This is a genomic window from Sediminibacterium sp. (assembly GCF_019264485.1).
Classification (GTDB): Bacteria; Bacteroidota; Bacteroidia; order Chitinophagales; family Chitinophagaceae; genus Sediminibacterium.
Genome location: NZ_JAHVAA010000014.1, coordinates 374726 through 387943 on the forward strand (window position 1 = coordinate 374726; position 13218 = coordinate 387943).

General features: G+C 40.8%; 15 protein-coding genes. 4 read left to right on the forward strand and 11 right to left on the reverse strand.

All coding sequences use genetic code 11. The features are described 5' to 3' along the window. Positions 1 to 2 precede the first annotated feature (2 nt). A complete protein-coding gene (gene rfbC, locus KXJ59_RS13145) occupies positions 3 to 560 on the reverse strand; it encodes a dTDP-4-dehydrorhamnose 3,5-epimerase (RefSeq protein ID WP_295205421.1) in 558 nt (185 codons plus the stop codon). A 2-nt stretch (positions 561 to 562) separates the two neighbouring features. After that, complete coding sequence (rfbB, locus tag KXJ59_RS13150) at positions 563 to 1618, reverse strand: dTDP-glucose 4,6-dehydratase (RefSeq protein WP_295205425.1); 1056 nt, start codon at positions 1616 to 1618, stop codon at positions 563 to 565. Between the two features lie 160 nt (positions 1619 to 1778). On the opposite strand from rfbB, the gene KXJ59_RS13155 reads away from it, so the two are divergent. Beyond that, positions 1779 to 2912 carry a heparan-alpha-glucosaminide N-acetyltransferase domain-containing protein gene (locus KXJ59_RS13155; protein WP_295205429.1) on the forward strand — a complete coding sequence of 378 codons (1134 nt, stop codon included), beginning with the start codon at positions 1779 to 1781 and terminating at the stop codon, positions 2910 to 2912. Between the two features lie 35 nt (positions 2913 to 2947). On the opposite strand, the gene KXJ59_RS13160 is transcribed toward KXJ59_RS13155, so the two are convergent. From KXJ59_RS13160 to KXJ59_RS13195, 8 genes are all read right to left on the reverse strand, one after another. Then, entirely contained in the window at positions 2948 to 3412 is a 465-nt protein-coding gene (locus KXJ59_RS13160) for an acyltransferase (RefSeq protein ID WP_295205432.1), read from the reverse strand. Between the two features lie 3 nt (positions 3413 to 3415). Further along, positions 3416 to 4390, reverse strand: a complete 975-nt coding sequence (locus tag KXJ59_RS13165) for a Gfo/Idh/MocA family oxidoreductase (RefSeq protein WP_295205434.1) — start codon at positions 4388 to 4390, stop codon at positions 3416 to 3418. A gap of 1 nt (position 4391) precedes the next feature. After that, positions 4392 to 5117 carry a sugar phosphate nucleotidyltransferase gene (locus KXJ59_RS13170; RefSeq protein WP_295205437.1) on the reverse strand — a complete coding sequence of 242 codons (726 nt, stop codon included), beginning with the start codon at positions 5115 to 5117 and terminating at the stop codon, positions 4392 to 4394. Positions 5118 to 5123: 6 nt separating this feature from the next. After that, positions 5124 to 6563, reverse strand: coding sequence for an RNase adapter RapZ (locus KXJ59_RS13175; RefSeq protein ID WP_295205440.1), 1440 nt, complete (start codon positions 6561 to 6563; stop codon positions 5124 to 5126). A gap of 73 nt (positions 6564 to 6636) precedes the next feature. Next, entirely contained in the window at positions 6637 to 8049 is a 1413-nt protein-coding gene (locus KXJ59_RS13180) for an amino acid permease (RefSeq protein ID WP_295205441.1), read from the reverse strand. 48 nt (positions 8050 to 8097) lie between these two features. Further along, positions 8098 to 9159, reverse strand: coding sequence for a PA0069 family radical SAM protein (locus KXJ59_RS13185; protein ID WP_295205443.1), 1062 nt, complete (start codon positions 9157 to 9159; stop codon positions 8098 to 8100). 2 nt (positions 9160 to 9161) lie between these two features. After that, the gene (locus tag KXJ59_RS13190; protein WP_295205446.1) at positions 9162 to 9776 is read right to left on the reverse strand and encodes a 2'-5' RNA ligase family protein; all 615 of its coding nucleotides are present in this window, start codon (positions 9774 to 9776) and stop codon (positions 9162 to 9164) included. Between the two features lie 46 nt (positions 9777 to 9822). After that, positions 9823 to 10422 (reverse strand): hypothetical protein, encoded by a 600-nt coding sequence (locus tag KXJ59_RS13195; RefSeq protein ID WP_295205449.1) that lies wholly within the window; start codon positions 10420 to 10422, stop codon positions 9823 to 9825. Positions 10423 to 10495: 73 nt separating this feature from the next. Between KXJ59_RS13195 and umuD the strand changes: the two genes are divergently transcribed. Genes umuD through KXJ59_RS13210 form a run of 3 tightly spaced genes read left to right on the forward strand, consistent with a single transcriptional unit; the run spans position 10496 to position 12652 of the window. After that, positions 10496 to 10927 (forward strand): translesion error-prone DNA polymerase V autoproteolytic subunit, encoded by a 432-nt coding sequence (gene umuD / locus KXJ59_RS13200; RefSeq protein WP_295205451.1) that lies wholly within the window; start codon positions 10496 to 10498, stop codon positions 10925 to 10927. Between the two features lie 54 nt (positions 10928 to 10981). Further along, a complete protein-coding gene (locus tag KXJ59_RS13205; protein ID WP_295205454.1) occupies positions 10982 to 11356 on the forward strand; it encodes an endonuclease domain-containing protein in 375 nt (124 codons plus the stop codon). Positions 11357 to 11371: 15 nt separating this feature from the next. Continuing rightward, positions 11372 to 12652: a Y-family DNA polymerase gene (locus tag KXJ59_RS13210; protein WP_295205457.1), complete on the forward strand. Its 1281-nt coding sequence runs from the start codon at positions 11372 to 11374 to the stop codon at positions 12650 to 12652. Here KXJ59_RS13210 and KXJ59_RS13215 read toward each other — a convergent pair whose 3' ends face one another. Continuing rightward, the gene (locus tag KXJ59_RS13215; RefSeq protein ID WP_295205463.1) at positions 12653 to 13204 is read right to left on the reverse strand and encodes a DUF4136 domain-containing protein; all 552 of its coding nucleotides are present in this window, start codon (positions 13202 to 13204) and stop codon (positions 12653 to 12655) included. It lies immediately after the preceding gene. Between the last annotated feature and the right edge of the window lie 14 nt (positions 13205 to 13218).

A 13218-nucleotide genomic window follows, 5' to 3' on the forward strand; every position in this document is an offset into this window, starting at 1 on the left:
GATTAAAAATTTATAGTGGCTTTTGCTTCCTGAAAAAGAGGCAACTCTTTGTCTTTATCAGATAAAAGTATTTCAGACTCTGCAATTTGCCAGTTTATATTCAGTTCAGGATCATTATAAATAATCCCTCCTTCCGATTCCTTATAATAAAAATTATCGCATTTATAAAAGAATACGGCTGTTTCACTCAACACCACAAATCCATGTGCAAAGCCACGGGGAACAAAAAACTGGGTACGGCTCTCTTCGCTCAATTCAATTGCTACATGTTCGCCAAAAGTTGGAGATTGTTTACGGATATCTACTGCTATATCGAGCACTTTACCCTGCAATACACGAACCAGTTTTGCCTGAGCATAACCACCCTGCTGATAATGCAGGCCTCTTAACACACCCTTCTGTGATTTAGATTGATTATCCTGTACAAAATCAATCGACATTCCTGTTTGTTCATAAAAACGATTCTTATGAAAACTCTCGAAGAAATAGCCACGATTATCTCCATGAACCGTATCATGAATAATATAACATCCGTCGAGTTTGGTTTTTTCAATTCTCATGATCAGCGATTGACGTACATGGATTGATAATAATGTTGATAAGCCCCCGATGTTACGTGTTGTAACCACTCTTTATTTGTCAGGTACCAGTCAATAGTTTCAGACAAGCCTTCTTCAAAAGTTACGCTTGGTTCCCAACCCAATTCCTGCTTAATCTTGGTAGCATCAATTGCATATCGGCGGTCGTGCCCGGGTCTGTCTTTTACATAAGTAATCAGTTCCTCGCTTTCACCACTTTGTCTGCCCAGTTTCTCATCCATTAATTTACACAGTAATTTTACGAGGTCAATATTTCTCCATTCATTGAAGCCACCGATATTATAAGTTCCTCCGGGTTGTCCTTTATGAAAAATCTGATCAATTGCTCTCGCATGATCTTTTACATAAAGCCAGTCACGGGTATACAGACCATCTCCGTAAACAGGTAATGGTTTCTTCTCTATAATATTATGAATGAATAAAGGAACCAGTTTTTCAGGGAAATGATTGGGTCCATAATTATTTGAACAATTGGAAACAATGGTTTGCAGGCGATAAGTTTCATGATAGGCCCTTACAAAATGATCGGAAGATGCCTTACTGGCAGAATAGGGTGATCGGGGATCGTAGGCTGTTGTTTCGGTAAAGAACCCTGTTTCACCCAGACTTCCAAATACTTCATCAGTAGATATATGATAGAACAAATGCTTACTATAATCCAATGCCCATTGTTTACGGGCTATATTTAAGAGATTAACAGTACCTATAATATTAGTATAAACAAAATCGAGTGGTGAAACAATCGATCGATCCACATGCGATTCTGCCGCCAGGTGTATGATATCTGTAATGGCATATTCTGCAAATACCCTTTCGAGTTCTTCAGTTTTCAGGATATCAGCCTTAACAAAACGGTAATTAGATTTGGATTCAACGTCTTTCAGGTTTTCAAGATTGCCTGCATAGGTTAATGCATCCAGGTTAATGATGGTATAATCGGGATATTGATTTACAAATAACCGAACCACATGTGAGCCGATAAAACCTGCCCCTCCTGTAATTAATATTTTTTTACTCATATAAAATTCGCTGGAAATGCTGCAAAATAAGCAATTGGGCGCATATGATCCGATGGTTGGTCATCATGCTTAACAGAAATTTTGCCTTCTCTCTTTATCTGAATAGTTTAGTCAGCAATAATATCTCCTATTTATTATCTTTCGTCCACAAACGACTGCCATGAACCAACGTTATTATTCACTCGATGTATTCAGAGGTGCTACTGTTGCACTGATGATTCTTGTGAACAATCCCGGAAGCTGGGGAAATATTTACAGCCCTTTAAAGCATGCTACCTGGCATGGATGCACCCCTACCGATCTTGTATTCCCTTTCTTTCTATTTGCAGTGGGTAATGCCATGGCTTTTGTAATGCCACGTTTTGAAGCAGCGGGCGATGCTTTTTTCTGGAAAAAAGTCATCAAAAGAACCTTACTCATCTTTTTAATTGGTCTTCTCCTTCACTGGAGCCCTTTTGTGAAATGGGAGGGTGATTCGCTGGTTGGCAAAAACTTAGATAACCTTCGCATATTTGGTGTGTTGCAGCGAATTGCGCTTTGTTACTTTTTTGCATCTGTCATTGTGTATTATGGAAAAACAAAAGGTGCTTTTGTCATTAGCGGCATACTGCTATTACTCTATTGGTTTATTACAGTTTGGTTAGGAAAAGCGGGCGACCCTTTCAGTTTACAAGGCTATTTTGGGATTTCAATTGACAAAGCCATACTGGGTGAAGCTCATATGTATAAAGGTGAAGGTGTGGCTTTTGACCCGGAAGGTATCAGCAGCACCATGGCAGCAATTGTTCAGGTTGTTTTCGGGTTTCTTGCTGGTCAATACATTCAGCAGAAAGGAAAAAACTACGAAATGCTGGCCAACCTTATGATTGCCGGGCTCGTATTAATTTTCGCAGGCTTCTGCTGGGATATGGTTTTCCCTATCAATAAAAAAATATGGACCAGCAGTTATGTACTGTATACCACAGGTCTGGCCATGCTAACCATTAGCTTATTGATCTACCTCATTGAATTCAGGGGCATCAAAGGAGCATGGAGCAGGTTTTTTGATGTATTTGGCAAAAACCCTTTGTTCATATTCGTATTGAGTGGCTTTCTTCCCAGATTACTTGCACTTATTCGTTTTAAAGATGGAGACGAGCTTACCAGCCCTCTCTCCTGGTTCTGGAACCATATCTGCAAACCCATTTCAGACGATCTCAGGAATGGCTCATTACTCTACGCATTGGCAATGATTGCCTTTTACTGGCTGATTGTTTACTGGATGGATAAGAAGAAGATTTATGTAAAAGTATAGTCTATAGTCCATGGTCTATTGACTATAGACTATTATCAAATTTTCCTTAGCAATACAGCAGGGTTACCCGCATATACACCAGGCTCTGTAATATCTTTTGTTACAATAGCACCTGCACCAATTACAACATGGCTACAGATCTGTACAGGTAAAATCGTGGCATTACTGCCAATACTTACATGATCTGCTATTGTTGTAGGCTTCCATTGAGCAGCTTTGCCACCCGCAGGTGCGCCGGAAGTAAACTTATCATTTACAAACATTACTCCATGACCAATAAAACAGTCATTACCTATAGTTACGAGCGAGCAGATAAAACTATGTGATTGTATTTTACAGCGATCTCCAATAACAACATCTTTCTGAATTTCAACAAAGGGACCAATAAAGCTATCATCGCCAATTTTGCATTCATACAAATTACAAGGTTCCACTACTGTAACACTAATGCCAAATTGAACATCTCTGATGATTGATTGTATGGAATTAAATGATGACATTTTCTATTTCAGTTCAGTATTTGCATGAATCCTTTCAATGAGTTTTATTGTTTCCAGGCTTTCTTCAGGGCTAGTATAAAATTCATCGCCATGCTGTAAGGTACGAATCATTGATTGATACACTTTTTCTAAAGATGACCCGGATTGATCTGCTTCAACAATCAAAGGCTTGTCTGTCTCCGCATATACAATAGCATCTAAATAAGTACCACCAATTTTTACTGTTCCTTTTTCAGCCAGTAAAGTAATCGACCCTTCCATGTTTTTTTTGAAACTATTCACAGAGAATTGCAGGGTGCCGATCATCTCATTTTCAAACTGTAATAAAATAGCTCCTTCATCGGATTTCAATTCAGTGTACTGGTGATTTACATTGTGCATGATGGCAGATACCTTCTTTGCCGAACCAAAAAACCAATGTACCAAATCTATAAAATGACTAAACTGGGTAAATAAAACACCCCCATCCAATTTTTCATTCCCATGCCATGCGTGATTTTCATAATAGTTTCGATCGCGGTTCCAAAAACAATTTACCTGTACACTGAATAGTTTACCAAGTTCATTGCACTGAATGGCTTTATGAACAGTTTGTACGGCAGGATTAAACCTGTTTTGTAAAACAGTGAATACCTGTCTCTGATACTTTTTCGCAGTACTGATGACCTTCTCAGCATCTATTGCAGTAAGCGCCATCGGTTTCTCCACCAACACATGAAAACCATTTTCGAGTAAATAAATGCTATGTGCTGCATGCAAACCATTTGGCGTACACACAACCGCTACATCTGCCGATACATGCCGAACAAGCTGATCTAAAGAGGTATAAAAGGGTACACTATATTGTAAAGCAGTATTTTTTACTGCTATTTCATCCGTATCGCAAACGGCTATCAGTTCACCAGATTCAGTTATAATGTCAAAATGGCGTTTAGCCACATGACCACAACCCACCAGTATATACCTGATCTTTTGCATATCAGGCAAAAATTTGTTCTGCTTTGAGAATACTTTCAGGCTTGCCTACATCTACCAATACGGCACCTGTATGATCATAACTTTTTATCTGATGATCGGCACACAAATCGAGGTATACATCTACCATCGAAAATTTGCCTTCACGGCTTATTAATTTGAGTAGGCCTGCATTGATAACATGAATACCACTGAAAGCCATCTGCCTGAGACCGGCAATTGTTGTTGAAATATTTGCCGGTTTTTCTTCTCCGGTATTTACATTACGCCATCCTTTCAGAGAACCTTCTGCATCAAACAAAAAATAGCGGGATGTATTTCTATTAGAAACAGCGAGCGTAGCCAGTGGTCGCTGTTGCAGGTGTTGTGCAATCATGGCGCCAAGATCAAGTTGTGTAAGTATGTCAACATTCATTACCACAAAATCTTCTTCCGATTCAAAATAGTCTGAGGCTTTTTTTAGCCCACCGCCCGTTTCCAGCACTTCATCTGTTTCATCAGAAATGGTTATCCTGCTGCCCCAACCATTATTCTTTTCAACTGCCGCCACAATCTGATCGGCAAAATGATGCACATTCACCAGCACTTCTTTAATACCAAAATGCTGCAGGTAACCAATATTTCTTTCCAGCAAAGATTTCCCATTTACCAATGCCAGTGCTTTGGGATGATGATCGGTCCAGGGTTTTAACCTGGTACCCAAACCTGCTGCCAGTATCATTGCTTTCATAATGGCTTATTTTACCCAGTTTTCTTTATTGGTATGATGCAATATGGTTTTTACTTTGTATTTATTTCGCAAGTGCCTTGCGGTTTGTTCAGCCGCATACACACTTCTGTGCTGGCCTCCTGTACATCCAAAATTAATCATCAGGTTACTGAACCCACGTTTAAGATACTCTTCTACTGTAATATCAATCAGATCCCATACACTATTCAGAAACTCATTCATTTTGGTTCTTTGTTCCAGAAAATCCTGAACAGGTTTATCCAGTCCGCTCTGTTTTTTGTACTCATCAAACCTGCCAGGGTTTAATATACCCCTCATATCAAATACAAAACCGCCACCATTCTCACTTTCATCAGAGGGTATCCCTTTTTTGTAACTGAAGCTGTTGATGTGAATAACAAGTGGCGTTAGTTCATTGGCCTGTTGTGGCTCGAATCGATGAACCATTTCTTCCGCCACCACGAGTTTTAAGACCCTGTCGAACTCTGGCGTAATAATCCCAATGCGTTTGTGTTCGATAAAAAATTTCAGGTTACGTAATGCCAATGGTATGCTCGCCAGAAAATGTGCTTTTCTTTCAAACAAACCCCTGAAACCATAAGCACCCATTACCTGCAGCAAACGAATCAATACATAGCCATTATACTGGCTTACAAAAGTGATGCGGTCAACCGGCTCTTTTAGGAGCTGGTCAATCTCATCCATATAATAGTCCAGGAGACTGTTTTTCCACTCTTCACTCAATTCGGCTTTTGCCTGCCACAATAAGGAAGCAACATCATATTGTAAAGCGCCTTTCATTCCTCCCTGGAAATCGATAAAACTTACATTCCCATTTTTTACAATAATATTCCTGCTCTGGAAATCGCGGAACATAAAATATTTATATTGTGTATGGGTAAGGTAGGTGCTCAATGCCTCAAAATCATCGAGCATGGCCTGTTTATCGTAAGGCAATTGAAGTGTATCTAGAAAGTAATATTTAAAATACAAGAGATCACTCAGGATGGCCTGTTTACCAAATTCTTTGGCGGTAAGACACAAATTATAATCCAGTCCTTTATCTCCAAGTATTTGTATTCTTGCCAGCGCAGCCAGGCTTTTCTGGAACAGTTGATACGGTTCATCGGTATGACCCAATTTTTCCAGTTGATTCAATAATGACTCTGTTCCCAGATCTTCCTGTATATAAATTGTATTATCTGCATTCACACCCAGAATTTCCGGAACAGGGAGTCCTGCTTTTTTAAAATGTCTGCTGAACTGGATAAAAGTGTTGGTTTCTTTCTGGTTAATATTATAGGTGGCTATAAATGTATCATCACCCGCATATAACCTGAAATAGATTCTGTCGCTCCCACTCTGTGGCAGTTTTTCAATACGGTCTGCTGTTCTTTGCTGTACAGAAGAAAAGAGTTCACCAATGCCTTGTATCACGGCTTCCATGTTTATGCTGATTTGTGGCGAAAATAGAACTAAGTAGGGAATAGTCCATAGCTGATGGCTTATAGCCCATAGCTTATTGCTTTCTTCTTGAAAAATAGTATACAGGGAGGCCAGTGAGGGTAATGAGTGCCCCCAAAAGCGAATTGATTACGGGGCTTTGCCCATTTATATAGTTGCTGATATCATTATACAATGTTGAAACAAGAAAGAAACTGGTAAATAGTACAAAAATCAATGGCACAAAGGGATAGCCCCACACTTTATAGGTCCTTGGTATATCTTTCATCTTCTTTCTCAAAATAAATACGCCCAATGCGCTCATGCCATAAAAGAACCAGGTTACAAAAATGAGCATATCTGTGAGCATATCAAATGAGCCACTGAAAATGAGGATGATGGTCCATATAGCATTTAACCACAAAGCATTTCCGGGTGTATGGTAGCGGGGTTGTATTTTGCCTGCCCACGACAGAAATCTGTTATTGGTGCCCATAGCATAAGTAACCCTCGCAGTTGCCAGGATATTGGCATTGGTGGTACCCAATACAAATAACATGACCATTATAGTAATGCAAATACCACCAACGGCACCCCATGCAATAGTTGCCGCATCTGATGCTACAAAAGTAGAAGTGGCCAATACATTTATGGGCATCAGGTAAATAAATGCCAGGTTAATAAGCAGGTAAACAAGAATGCAAAAGCCAAGTCCCAGAAGCAGGCTCAAAGGAATATTTTTCTGTGGTTCTTTTATTTCACCTGCCACGAATGAAATATTATTCCATCCATCGTAGGCCCAGAATGCGCCTGAGAGGGCAGCCATAAACAGTAGCACAGTATCCCAGCCAGCTGCTGCTGTTGCCGGGCTTGCTGAAAGATGACTCAAAGAACCTTTACCGGAGAAAAAAACACTTCCTATCAAGACCAGTATGGCCAAGGCTTTTAAGGCTGTAAGTATTCGTTGTAACCTGCCCCCATACTCCACACTTCTGTAACTGATATAGGTTAATACCAATACCACCGCCACCGTCAATAACTTCACGCCTATATGTTGTAACGGATAAAAACTACCTACAAAGGGGATATGCAATGTCCAGGCCTGTTCTACAGAATCATTCAGTCTTGGTAATTCAACAAGATAATTGGTGTATTGAGAAAACACATAAGCAATAGAAGCATTACCAGCCGTATTGAATACAGCAAATGCCGCCCAGCCGTATAAAAAAGCAAATCTTTCTCCATACATTTTCTGGAAGAAAACATATTGTCCGCCGGTTTCGGGAAACATGGCTGCCACTTCTGCATTTGATAAAGCGCCAAACAGGGTAATAACACCTGCTACAATCCAAACAGCTAATAATAAATAGGGAGATTGTAATTGCGCCGCCATCAATGAAGGCTTCATAAAAATACCGGAGCCAATTACGCCGCCAACAACAATGGCAATAGCGGTGTTTCGGTTTAGCTGGCGGAGAAGGGCGGGCATGTTTAAAGATAAGTGATAAGGAACAGGAAACAAGCCAGCAGGAAGCAATTAAAACAACCTCCCCTGCTCCCCCGGTCTTCTGAATTTTGTAGCATCCAACTCCCAACGTTCTGCATTCAGTTTATACAATTTATTATACTTCACATACTGCTGCTGCACCAGTTCGGCAATGGGTCCTTCACCACGCATACGAACACCATATCGGCTATCATTTACCTGTCCGCCATGGCCATTTTGTATCAGGTGCCATACTTTATCGGCACGATCCGGAAAGTTTTTATAGAGCCAGTCATGAAAAATAAGTTTGATGGCACCGTTTAAACGGATAAATGTGTACGCACTGAACACTGCGCCGTTTTCACTGGCGGCTTTCATAATTCTTTGCATTTCATGTTCATTCAGTCCGGGTATCATAGGGCCCAGCATCACACCCATCCGTACACCAGCTTCACTCAACTCTTTAATCACACGCAGGCGTTGTTTGGCAGTAGTGGTTCTTGGTTCCATCGTTCTTCGCAGGTCTTCATCAAAAGAAGTAATACTCACGAGAATACTTACAAGGTTCTTTTTTGCCATTTCCTGTAATAAATCCTTATCGCGTAGTATACCTGCATTTTTGGTAATCATTCCTACCGGCTGATTAAACTCATTGCATACTTCGAGTAACTGCCGAGTAAGTTTGAATTTTTTTTCTGCCGGTTGATAACAATCTGTATTTCCGCTCAGACTGATCGGCACAGGCTCCCAGTTTTTATTCATCAAAAACTTACGAAGCAATTGAGGTGCATTCTTTTTCACAATGATCTTTCTTTCAAAATCAAGTCCGGCACTATAACCCCAGTATTCATGGGCATTACGGGCATAGCAATAAATACAACCATGCTCGCAACCCTGGTAAGGGTTCATGCTGTACCACATACCCACATCCGGACTATCCACCTTATTCACAATGCTTTTTGCCTGATCTTCCAGGTATACTGTTGCTGCATTCGGCTCAGTCCAATCGTCGATAGCTTCTATATGCTCCCTGATCCGTTCATTTTTAAGGAACCGGTTACGTGGATTGAATTGCGCGCCGCGGCCTTTCAGGTATTGCTCTTCGTCTTCCATAATTACTTTGAAGATGAGTTGAAAAGTTGCATTTGCTCCACCGTTTGCTTCATCCCTAACATTTTAAATCTCCCAATAACTTCATATTTTTTCTCTTCCAATCGCTTCCGTATCAATAACACATGATCTGCTATAAACCTCCCCGAAAACTCACTGTTACCATATTCGTTCCACCCTTGTTCAAACTGCCAGTGTTGTAATTTCCGGGCAATGGTAAAATGTGGTTCGGTAATAAAATGTGGTTTATGTTCTTTATCGAGTTTAACCAGCGACTGAATTTCTTTCAATGATTTTACCAGTTCAACTATCTGATTTTTTGTCTTTACCTGTATATAGATCGTATGCGTTGGAAAACTTCCAAAGTTTTCCAACTCTACCATAAAAGCTGTAGTCCCTTCTACTATTCTTTGCAGTTTAGGAATCCACCTGGTTTCTGTCATACTAAACTGCATACACTTTAGTAAAGTGATATGAGGTTTGCTATATGCTGCTGTTGGACAATCATACTTATCTGCAAAATGCTGTTTCACCGACTGTATGGTTTGTTTCAATGCTTCATGCGGTTCAAGCACCAACAGGTATTCTGCGATCTGGTGTTCACTGGAAAAAATGCTCATGGCTTTTCTTTTTTGCCCCCGGATTGAAATCCGGGGCAGGGAAACATTATATCTTTCCTGGCTGTAATCGAAACAGGTTAATCTGTTTTCCTGTTTCTGTCTCCTGCCTGTTACGAATCAGCATCAGCTCTTTTATTTCGAAAGACAAATTGATTTTCCGCTCGGCATATTCATGTACCACTTTATTAAATTCCTGATCGGGCACTGCTTCTGTTAAAGGCAGACAGGGGTGCGTAAATCTTTTGGCGGGTGGACAATCATAACTTCTGATATACTGATCTACTACCTGCATGGCTCCTGCCAATTGATGAAAAGGTGCTTGTTCCTGCACCCGCAAATACAATTGCCTGGACGATAAAGCGCCAAAACCCTGTATACTGATGCTGAAACTGGGTTGTGTACTGATGATCCGGTGCATCCAACGAATCAGTGTAGCTTCCATATCTTCCCGGGCCATAAATTCAGCCACCACAATACCGGTTGGCTGTACAGGAACGGCTGTACGATACTTTCTCTGTATATATTGTTGTTCGGCCCTTATCAACAATTCTGTTTCCATATCCGGATAAGCCATTAAACGATAACGGTTCAGTGTATTAACCGCTATACCTGCTGATTTGTGTGCCATGATGGTTGGTATTTCCATAAACAAAAATTAATCGGATAAATATTTTAGCATAAATTTACTAAAATATTTAGCTAAACAAAATTTTATTTATATGGATGGGGAACAGTGGTACGGAGCCGCCTATAAGGGCTCTAAACAGTTTAACCAGTGGGAAGTTCCCATGGCCAATGCAACAGGTTTTGGTGCTGCTGCAGACGATTATATGGAAAGAGGCATCGATTTGAATGAACAACTGATACGTAATAAACCCGCTACTTTCTTTTTTCGCATGAACAGCGAAGCCATGACCGATGCCGGCATTTACCCGGGTGATGTATTGATTGTGGACCGAAGTATTCGTCAGGCTAACGGGCGCATCATTGTAGCCATTCTCAATGGCGAATTACTGATTCGTCGTTTTGCAGATGGATTCAATAAAAAAAGACTGATCGCCGAGAATAAAAAATTCGGTGACATTGAAGTGGATCCTTTTGCCGGGTTTGCGGTGTGGGGTGTAGTACTCTATTGTATTCATACGGTTTAGCCCCCTAGCCCCCTGAAGGGGGGGATGGGATGTTTAACTTTAAAAAATCTTTATATGACAACAAGAATGTTTTATGAGGCGGGGCCGCTAATATTTCAGCGGGCTAAAGCATTAAGAAGTCGCCCTACAGACGCAGAACAAAAATTATGGGAGCACTTAAGAACGCATCCTTACGGATATAAATTCAGGAGGCAACATCCTTTAAACTATTATATCGTTGACTTTTATTGCCATGCAAAAAAATTAGTTATTGAAGCAGATGGATCCATTCATAACAGGGCCGATATAATCATGAATGACCAGGAACGTGAAGCCGCATTACGATCATTAGGACTAACTGTTCTTCGGTTTACCAATGACGAGATATTACATCAAACAGAACAGGTTATCAATACGATTAATGAACACTTAAAAAACAACCCCCTTTAGGGGGCAGGGGGGAACATGCGCGCCATTGTTGACTGTAATAGTTTTTACTGTTCCTGCGAACGCCTGTTCAGACCGGAGTTAATGCTCCGGCCGGTTGTGGTATTGAGTAATAACGATGGCTGTATCATATCGCGTAGTGATGAGGCCAAAACACTGGGAGTAGAAATGGCCGGCCCTTATTTCAAGGCTAAGCCATTGATTGAAAAATATAATGTGGCTACTTTTTCTTCTAACTATAATTTGTACGGCGACCTGAGCTGGCGGGTAATGGAAACATTGCGTGTATTACTTCCGCCCAATTGTGTTGAAGTATATTCGGTAGATGAGGCATTTTTAAACCTCGATCATATTCCGCCCCAGGAACTCCCTGCATTTGCACAATACATACGCCATACCGTGGAACAGTGGACAGGTATTGCTGTTTCTATTGGCGTAGCTCCCACCAAGGTATTGAGTAAAGTAGCCAACCGGCTGGCGAAAAAACATAAGCAAGTTACCAATTGTGTATTGGTACTCGACAGCAAACGAAAAATTGAACAGGCATTGCATAAAACGCCGGTGGATGATGTTTGGGGCGTAGGATACCAGTATGCAGAAAAACTGAAAAAACTGAATATTCATACCGCCTACGATCTCAGCATTAAAGATATTGGTTGGGCTCAAAAACAATTAGGAGGTGTAACAGGAGTAAGACTTGTTAGAGAACTTAAAGGAATGATTAGTTCTGATATGGAAGACGAAAGACTGAGAAAAAAAATGATTGCCACTACCCGTATGTTTGGTTCACCGGTTACCGATTTAAAAGATATCAAAGAAGCGGTGGCCACTTATACTTCAAGGGCTGCAGAAAAATTAAGAAGACAATACAGCGCCGCGAATATCATCAGCGTATTTGTGGTGCCGAAAGAAGAGTCGCACACTACCTATTTCAGGCACGGACCTACCGTGAGTAGTTATATAAAACTTCCTGTGGCTACTTCCTTTACACAGGAACTGATTAAACCTGCGCTTGAACTAACAGAACGCCTGTACGAAAAAGGACGCATCTATAAAAAAGCAGGTGTAATGTTAAGCGGTATTGTACCCGATGATTCGGTACAGGGTAACCTGTTTAAAAAACCGGAAGAAAATAACCATCGCTTACTCATGGACACCATCGACAATGTAAACTTTGCCATGCGCGATGATGTACTGAAATTCGCCTCCTCTGGCACCACCCGCAACTGGAAAATGCGGCAGGAGTTACGCAGTCCACGTTATACTACCCGGTGGGATGAATTGTGTATGGTTCGCTAATTAATTGGCCGTAAATGGATATTCCGCAAACAATTTCTGTAAAGCCTGTCCCGCAGTTTTACCTGTAGGGTCCGATTTTTCAGGAATAACGCCTTCCATTGAACCTTTCCAGATCATCTTATGTCTTGCTGCTTCAATAATATGCAGGGTAAGTGTTCCCTCACGATAACGGCCTACTTCAATCTCTTCACTTTTCCAGCTATAGTTACGCTGACCCATATAAGTAAAACGACCATCATTCTGCCAGTTGGTCTGACGTGTTTGCACTTCCTGCTTCACCGCAATACCAATATTCACCAGCAAATCAGGAGAGGAACTAACAAACCGATATCCTTTCTTTTCCATTTCAGCCTGAATCGCTTTTTTCAGTATAGCCATTCGTTCATCGAAAGTCCGGGGAATGGTATCGCCGGATGCTTTTACTTCATAAAATCCAAATGTCTTATAATGTGCTGGCTCTGCATCTGTAGCTGCTTCGGTATTAAATATCCGAACAGAAGAACATTGACTAAACATAACCGCGATGAGTAATAACAGTATCAGCTTTTTCATAACAAATGCTTTGA

Bases quoted from the DNA above. Each gene is read 5' to 3' on its own strand.
- KXJ59_RS13165 (WP_295205434.1), bottom strand. From the start codon at position 4,390: ATGCAAAAGATCAGGTATATACTGGTGGGTTGTGGTCATGTGGCTAAA.
- KXJ59_RS13210 (WP_295205457.1), top strand. From the start codon at position 11,372: ATGCGCGCCATTGTTGACTGTAATAGTTTTTACTGTTCCTGCGAACGC.
- KXJ59_RS13205 (WP_295205454.1), top strand. From the start codon at position 10,982: ATGACAACAAGAATGTTTTATGAGGCGGGGCCGCTAATATTTCAGCGG.
- KXJ59_RS13160 (WP_295205432.1), bottom strand. From the start codon at position 3,412: ATGTCATCATTTAATTCCATACAATCAATCATCAGAGATGTTCAATTT.
- KXJ59_RS13215 (WP_295205463.1), bottom strand. From the start codon at position 13,204: ATGAAAAAGCTGATACTGTTATTACTCATCGCGGTTATGTTTAGTCAA.
- KXJ59_RS13155 (WP_295205429.1), top strand. From the start codon at position 1,779: ATGAACCAACGTTATTATTCACTCGATGTATTCAGAGGTGCTACTGTT.
- rfbC (WP_295205421.1), bottom strand. From the start codon at position 560: ATGAGAATTGAAAAAACCAAACTCGACGGATGTTATATTATTCATGAT.
- umuD (WP_295205451.1), top strand. From the start codon at position 10,496: ATGGATGGGGAACAGTGGTACGGAGCCGCCTATAAGGGCTCTAAACAG.
- KXJ59_RS13195 (WP_295205449.1), bottom strand. From the start codon at position 10,422: ATGGAAATACCAACCATCATGGCACACAAATCAGCAGGTATAGCGGTT.
- KXJ59_RS13190 (WP_295205446.1), bottom strand. From the start codon at position 9,776: ATGAGCATTTTTTCCAGTGAACACCAGATCGCAGAATACCTGTTGGTG.
- KXJ59_RS13185 (WP_295205443.1), bottom strand. From the start codon at position 9,159: ATGGAAGACGAAGAGCAATACCTGAAAGGCCGCGGCGCGCAATTCAAT.
- KXJ59_RS13170 (WP_295205437.1), bottom strand. From the start codon at position 5,117: ATGAAAGCAATGATACTGGCAGCAGGTTTGGGTACCAGGTTAAAACCC.
- KXJ59_RS13175 (WP_295205440.1), bottom strand. From the start codon at position 6,563: ATGGAAGCCGTGATACAAGGCATTGGTGAACTCTTTTCTTCTGTACAG.
- rfbB (WP_295205425.1), bottom strand. From the start codon at position 1,618: ATGAGTAAAAAAATATTAATTACAGGAGGGGCAGGTTTTATCGGCTCA.
- KXJ59_RS13180 (WP_295205441.1), bottom strand. From the start codon at position 8,049: ATGCCCGCCCTTCTCCGCCAGCTAAACCGAAACACCGCTATTGCCATT.